Origin of the sequence: Streptomyces sp. URMC 126 (assembly GCF_051386555.1) — a bacterium.
Lineage (GTDB): Bacteria > Actinomycetota > Actinomycetes > Streptomycetales > Streptomycetaceae > Streptomyces.
Map to the genome: position 1 here is coordinate 1 of NZ_JBPQTX010000383.1, position 6043 is coordinate 6043.

Consider the following 6043-nt stretch of genomic DNA (forward strand, 5'->3'; position numbering starts at 1 on the left):
GGGGAAGGGGGTGCCGGGACGCCGGGGGCTGCCCGGCGCCTACGGCGTGTTGCCGCCAGTGCGTCCGCCGCCCGAGTGATCTCGGGGCCCACGGGCAAGGCTGCGTCGGGTGGTGCCGCGTACACGCCGGTTGCCGGCGGGGCCGCGGAGCCGCCAGGGGGAGGCGCCGCCCGGCGCTCTTCCCGGGGCACACGAGAGAAACGGGTCCGTGATGAGACGAGCACTCGTGGCGGGGACACTGGCGCTGGGGCTGGCCGCGGCCGTGCCGGTCCTGGCCGCCACCCCCGCTTCGGCCCTGGACGCCTTCGAGATCCGCAACGACCGCAGCGGCAAGTGCCTGACCGTGAACGGCGACAACGTCGAGATCCGCACCTGCGGCAACGGCTCCTCGCAGTGGTGGTTCTGGGACGGCAAGAAGCTCCGCAGCCTGGCCAACATGCACTGCCTCGACGTCCGCAACGGCGGCATCAACGAGGCCGTCCAGGCGGTGGGGGACTGCCACGGCAACGCCAACCAGCGCTGGTTCTTCTGGAACCGCGAGCTCCACACCGATCTGAACGGGCAGATCGCCCAGGTCCAGCGGGCGGACGACACCTGGGACGGGGCGGGGATCAACATGCACGACCCCAACGGTGGTTCGTGGCAGCACTGGTACACCACGAAGGTCTGAACGACAGCCCGAGGCGAGGGACGGGCGGGAGAGGAGATCGAACGGCTCCCTCCTGCCCGAACCCGCCCGCTCCCGGACGGTCACCGGACGCCCGCCGGCGCGCGTGGGAGGCGTGCCCGCCGCCGCGCGTCAGGTCGTGGCGTTCCAGAGCGGATAGATCGTGCCGTAGATCTCCGAGCCGTTCGGGAAGGTGTCCCGGCCGCCCCACTTGAGGCGGTAGAGGTTGAGCTCGGCGGTGGGCACGGTGGCGGTGAGGGTGTCGGCGTCCACCGAGTCACCGGTGTTCTTGCGGGTGGAGGTGCTGCCGACCGAGCGCCAGGTGTCGGTGCCGGCGTCGTACCGCTCCAGCGTGTTGACGACGTCCACGTCGAACCGGCCCGGCAGGCCCTGCGAGCCGATGTGGACGTCGGCGGTGACGATCGTGCCGGTGCCGTCCTGGGCGGCCGTGGTCGTCACCTGGGCGTGCCCGCTGAGGCTGTGGTTGAGGGGGGTGTCGGCACCGCTCCTGCGGCCCGTGCGCTCACCGGAGGCGGGGTCGCGGACCGTTCCGGGCTTGTAGCCGTCCATGGACGCCGGCAGGAACAGCACGAGACGGCCCGAGTCATGGGCGCGGGCGGCGAAGCCGCCGGCAGCGGCTTCGTCGGCGCCGAACCCCCAGTCCAGGGCATGGTTGACCAGGTCCGCCCGGGCGAGGGTGTAGGTGAGCGAGCAGGGCTCGGCCACCTCCGCGCCGGCGGTGACACTCCCCTCGGCTTCCCGGCGCACCACGACGTTGAAGTTGCCGTCGGTGCCACGGGCCAGGAGCTTCAGCGTGCCGCGCGCGGTGTACTTCCCGGACCGCGCCCAGGGACCCGTGTCGCCCTGACGGGCGAGGCCGACGCCGCGGACGGTCGCGGTGATCCGCACCTGGCCGCCCGACACCGGTTCGACGTCGGTGACGACATGGCCGTCGGCACGCCAGCCGTTCAGGTCGTCGCTGCCGCCGACGCGGCCCCAGCCGATCGCCGCCTCCTGCGGCCCGGGACCGGCCAGCCGTATCGGCGCCGGGCTGAAGACCGCCGGCTCGATCGCGGAGCGGGTGGTGACACCGGGCTTGTCGTCGGGGTACTGGGCCCGCGTGAACCACTTGACGCGGTAGGCGTACTGCACCGAGGGGCGCTGGTAGTCGTCGCCCGACTTCTTGTAGCCGATGCCCAGGGCGTCGAGCTGCGCGCGGGAGTAGACCCGCAAGGGGACACTGGCGTCCTTCGCGTACCGAGCGGCCGCGTCGGCCAGCTTCTGCCCGAGCCCCTTGGACATGTTCCACGACGTCGTGGCCTTGAAGGTCCGCCGCAGGTACGCGTAGACCTCGGGAGTGAGCGAGGCGACCTGCTCGCGCGGCAAGGGCTTCCTCAAGTAATTGCCCGACTCCGCCAGGGAAAGGTAATCGGCGTAGGAGTACTTCCGGACGTCGCTCTGCGCCGACAGGAGGCCGAGGGCCACCCTGGCAGGGTGCCAGGTGAAGGGCGGTTTGGCCGACTCCGGTTTGACCATCGTGACCACCATCAGCAGTTGGGCGGCCTCGCTCGGGTCGACGTAGCCGTCGGTACCGCGGGTGACGTCGAAGAAGATCTTCCCCGCGGGCTGCTCCTCGGGCTGGGGGATGCTCGCGCTCATGTGGTGTCCCTTCCTCTCGTTCCGGGGCCGGGTCCGGGGCCGGGTCCGGCAGCGGACTGTCCGGGCGGCTCCGGCCGGCGGATACCGATCACAACACGGCCCCGAAACGAGGAGAAAGATCGCTAATCGGCCAGTCCCGCGACGGCCGGCACGGCGAGCGGGGCCGAGCGTGCGTACGGACGCCGTCAGGCCGCGGGCCGTAGGTCGGCGAGCAGGCCGGCGCGTAGCGCCTCCGGGTCGGTGCCGAGGGCCCGCAGCACCTTCACCGTCGACGGTTGGCCGACGGCCAGGACGCCGAGGACGATGTGCTGGACGCCGATCCAGCGCTCCTCCCGGGCGAGGGCCTCCCGCAAGGAGCCCTCCAGGGCCCGTTTGGCCTCCTTGGTGAAGGGGAGGTGCCTCGGGCGGGACGTTTTCGCGGCGCGGAAGGGCCACCAGCGGGACGCCGCCCCGCCGGGTCCGCCCATCCTGTCGGCCCCGCCGGCCCCGTCCGTCTCGTCCGGCGCGCGGTCCAGGGCTCCCGGGCCGAAGGCCCGCTCCGCCCGCGTCCGTACGGCCGAGAGGTCGATGCCCAGGGAGCGCAGCGCCTGCGCGTCGTCCTCGTCCAGCCGCGCCGCCGACCGGATCGCCTCCCGGCACGTCTCGGCCGTGATGCCGAGGCGGGCGAGCGTGGCGCCGCCCGGCGACTCCGGGCGGTCGGCCGCGGCGGCGAGGAGGTGCTCGGTGCCGATCCGCGGGTGGTGCAGGGCGTGGGCCTCCTTCTGGGCGCCGATCACCACGGACCGGGCTTCCTTGGTGAACCTTTCGAACATCGTCGTCTACCTCCGGGCGTGCTTCTTGTGGACGGCCTGCCTGCTGACGCCGAGTTGGGTGCCGATCTCCTCCCAGGACCAGCCCAGCCTGCGGGCGTTGGCGACCTGGAGCGCCTCAAGTCGTTCTACCAGCCGCCGCAGCGCGGCGACGGCGCGCAGCCCCACGCGCGGATCGGTGTCCATGGCGGCCTCGGTGGTGCCGACCGCGTCTTTCGCGTCCGTTCCGGCTTGCGTGTCCGTTCCGGTCTTCGCGTTCGTTCCGGCCATGCGTCAACCATGGATGACAGGGTGCGGGTGTGTCAATGAGTGTTGACAGTCGCGGCCGACGCCCATGTCGGATTTCCGCCAGCCTCCGGCGCCCGTGCCACCGATCCTTGACGTCATGCACACCGACTTCGACCGTTGCGTACGGGCCGCGCGGTCCAAGGACCCACGCTTCGACGGCTGGTTCTTCACCGCCGTCCTCACCACCCGTATCTACTGCCGTCCCAGCTGTCCCGCCGTCCTGCCCAAGGACCGGAACATGAGCTTCTACCCGAGCGCCGCCGCCGCGCAGCAGGCCGGCTTCCGGGCCTGCAAGCGCTGCCGGCCCGACGCGAGCCCCGGCTCGCCGCGGTGGAACGAGCGGGCCGACGTCGTCGCCCGCGCCATGCGGCTGATCGCCGACGGCACGGTCGACCGCGAGGGCGTGCCCGGCCTCGCCGCCCGCCTCGGCTACAGCGCCCGCCAGATCGAACGCCAGCTCCTCGCCGAACTCGGCGCCGGACCGCTCGCCCTCGCCCGCGCCCAGCGCGCGCAGACCGCCCGCGTCCTCATCGAGGCCGGCGAACTGCCGATGGCCGACGTGGCGTTCGCCGCCGGCTTCTCCTCGGTCCGCGCGTTCAACGAGACCGTACGGGCCGTCTTCGCCCTGACCCCCACCGAACTCCGGGCCCGTGCCGGGCGCGGCCGGCCGCCCGCCACGCCCGGCGCCCTCACCCTCCGCCTGCCGTTCCGGGCCCCGTTCACCCCCGACAACCTCTTCGGCCACCTCGCCGCCACCGCCGTCCCCGGCGTGGAGGAGTGGCGCGACGGCGCGTACCACCGCACCCTGCGCCTGCCGTACGGCCACGGCACCGTCAGCCTCCGCCCCCTGCCCGACCACATCGCCTGCCGCCTCGCCCTCTCCGACCAGCGCGACCTCGCCGGAGCCATCAGCCGCTGCCGCCGGCTGCTCGACCTGGACGCCGACCCCGAGGCCGTCGACGCGCTGCTGCGCACCGACCCGCACCTGGCACCGCTGATCGACAAGGCACCGGGCCGCCGGGTGCCGCGCACGGTGGACGCCGGGGAGCTCGCCCTGCGGGCCGTCCTCGGGCAGCAGGTGTCCACCGCCGCCGCCCGCACCCTGGCCGCCCGGCTGGTCACCGCCCACGGCACGCCCGTCGAGACGTCCGGCGGCCTCACCCACCTGTTCCCGTCCACCGAGGCCCTGGCCGCCCTCGACCCCGCCTCCCTGGCCATGCCGGCCGGCCGCCGCGCCGCCTTCACCCGCCTCGTCGCCGCCCTCGCCGACGGGGACCTCGACCTCGGGGTGGGCAGCGACTGGACGCGCGCCCGCGCCGGACTCGCCGGGATACCCGGCATCGGCCCCTGGACCGCCGACATCATCGCCATGCGCGGCCTCGGCGACCCCGACGCCTTCCTGCCGACGGACCTGGGCGTACGCCGGGCGGCGGCCGGCCTCGGCCTGCCCGCCACCCCCGGCGCCCTCACCCGGCACGCGGCGGCCTGGCGGCCGTGGCGCGCTTACGCGGTGCAGTACCTGTGGTCGGCGGACGACCACCCGGCGGCCCGGATGCCGGGGCGCCCCCGAGAGGGGCGCGTGTGACGGGGACGGGGTGCCGGGGGTGTGCGCCCGGTGTGGGGTGTGCCCCGGTCCCTCCCCCAGAGGGGGCACCCCCATTTCACCGTTTCTTCCAGGGCTCCGCCCCGGACCCCGGCAGCACGGCTCCGCCGCGAGGGCCCCGGACGCCGGGAGCCGGGCGGGCAGGCCCGCGCCCGCGACGCTCCGCCCCCCACCCGCCGGCCGGCTCCGGCGCGTACCCTCCGGCAGTACGAGCTCCAGCCGCCCCCGCCAATCGACTGTCCCCGACACCGAACGGAAGCGAACGGAACCCCCATGTCCGCCGTACACACCGTCATCGACAGCCCCTACGGGCCCCTCACCCTGGTGGCCGCCGACGGCACCACGCTCTCCGGCCTCTACGTCCTCGACCAGCGCCACCGGCCGGGAGACGAGGGGTTCGGCCACCCCGACCCCACGCCGTTCACCGAGGTCGCCCGTCAGCTCGCGGCGTACTTCGCCGGTGAACTCACCCGCTTCGACGTCCCGTTGGACCTGCGCGGAACCCCCTTCCAGCGCCGGGTGTGGGCCGGGCTCCTGGACATCCCCTACGGGGAGACGATGTCCTACGGCGAGCTGGCGCGGCACATCGGCGCGCCCGGCGCCTCGCGGGCGGTCGGGCTGGCGAACGGCAAGAATCCCGTGTCGATCATCGTGCCGTGCCACCGTGTGATCGGTGCCGACGGCAGCCTCACCGGCTACGGCGGCGGCGTGGACCGCAAGCGGCGGCTGCTGGAGCTGGAGGGCGCGCTGCCGTCGGCGGACCGGCAGGGCTCCCTCTTCTGAGCCGGGCGGGGGCCGTGGCGGGCCCGGGAGGCGCGGTCGCCGGTCCGGACGCGCGCCGGGCATCAGGCCGTCACCGCACCCGGTGCCGGTACCAGGCCGTCGACGGGGAAGCCGAAGCTTCCGGCGGGGCCGGCGGCCGAGCGCGGCAGGCGGTCGGTCGAGGAAGACGACGCCCCCCCCGCCCCGGTGGCGAAACGGCGCCCTCCCGGCACTCTCCCCGAGCCCTCCCGGACC

General features: G+C 74.3%; 6 protein-coding genes. 3 read left to right on the top strand and 3 right to left on the bottom strand.

The window, feature by feature from the left end; all coding sequences use genetic code 11:
• Positions 1-211 precede the first annotated feature (211 nt).
• Positions 212-670 carry an RICIN domain-containing protein gene (locus ACSNOK_RS29655; RefSeq protein ID WP_436783883.1) on the top strand — a complete coding sequence of 153 codons (459 nt, stop codon included), beginning with the start codon at positions 212-214 and terminating at the stop codon, positions 668-670.
• A gap of 129 nt (positions 671-799) precedes the next feature.
• On the opposite strand, the gene ACSNOK_RS29660 is transcribed toward ACSNOK_RS29655, so the two are convergent.
• The 3 genes from ACSNOK_RS29660 to ACSNOK_RS29670 form a co-directional block, all read right to left on the bottom strand.
• Positions 800-2326, bottom strand: a complete 1527-nt coding sequence (locus ACSNOK_RS29660) for a hypothetical protein (RefSeq protein WP_436783884.1) — start codon at positions 2324-2326, stop codon at positions 800-802.
• Positions 2327-2511: 185 nt separating this feature from the next.
• Entirely contained in the window at positions 2512-3138 is a 627-nt protein-coding gene (locus ACSNOK_RS29665) for a Clp protease N-terminal domain-containing protein (RefSeq protein WP_436783885.1), read from the bottom strand.
• A 6-nt stretch (positions 3139-3144) separates the two neighbouring features.
• Positions 3145-3405, bottom strand: coding sequence for a hypothetical protein (locus ACSNOK_RS29670; protein ID WP_436783888.1), 261 nt, complete (start codon positions 3403-3405; stop codon positions 3145-3147).
• 115 nt (positions 3406-3520) lie between these two features.
• On the opposite strand from ACSNOK_RS29670, the gene ACSNOK_RS29675 reads away from it, so the two are divergent.
• Complete coding sequence (locus tag ACSNOK_RS29675; protein WP_436783886.1) at positions 3521-5008, top strand: DNA-3-methyladenine glycosylase 2 family protein; 1488 nt, start codon at positions 3521-3523, stop codon at positions 5006-5008.
• A 291-nt stretch (positions 5009-5299) separates the two neighbouring features.
• On the top strand, positions 5300-5809 hold the full coding sequence (locus ACSNOK_RS29680) for a methylated-DNA--[protein]-cysteine S-methyltransferase (RefSeq protein WP_436783887.1): 510 nt from the start codon (positions 5300-5302) through the stop codon (positions 5807-5809).
• The last annotated feature ends 234 nt before the right edge of the window (positions 5810-6043 follow it).

Coding starts and splice junctions, on each gene's coding strand:
- ACSNOK_RS29655 (WP_436783883.1), top strand. CDS start 212: ATGAGACGAGCACTCGTGGCGGGGACACTGGCGCTGGGGCTGGCCGCG.
- ACSNOK_RS29665 (WP_436783885.1), bottom strand. CDS start 3,138: ATGTTCGAAAGGTTCACCAAGGAAGCCCGGTCCGTGGTGATCGGCGCC.
- ACSNOK_RS29680 (WP_436783887.1), top strand. CDS start 5,300: ATGTCCGCCGTACACACCGTCATCGACAGCCCCTACGGGCCCCTCACC.
- ACSNOK_RS29675 (WP_436783886.1), top strand. CDS start 3,521: ATGCACACCGACTTCGACCGTTGCGTACGGGCCGCGCGGTCCAAGGAC.
- ACSNOK_RS29670 (WP_436783888.1), bottom strand. CDS start 3,405: ATGGCCGGAACGAACGCGAAGACCGGAACGGACACGCAAGCCGGAACG.
- ACSNOK_RS29660 (WP_436783884.1), bottom strand. CDS start 2,326: ATGAGCGCGAGCATCCCCCAGCCCGAGGAGCAGCCCGCGGGGAAGATC.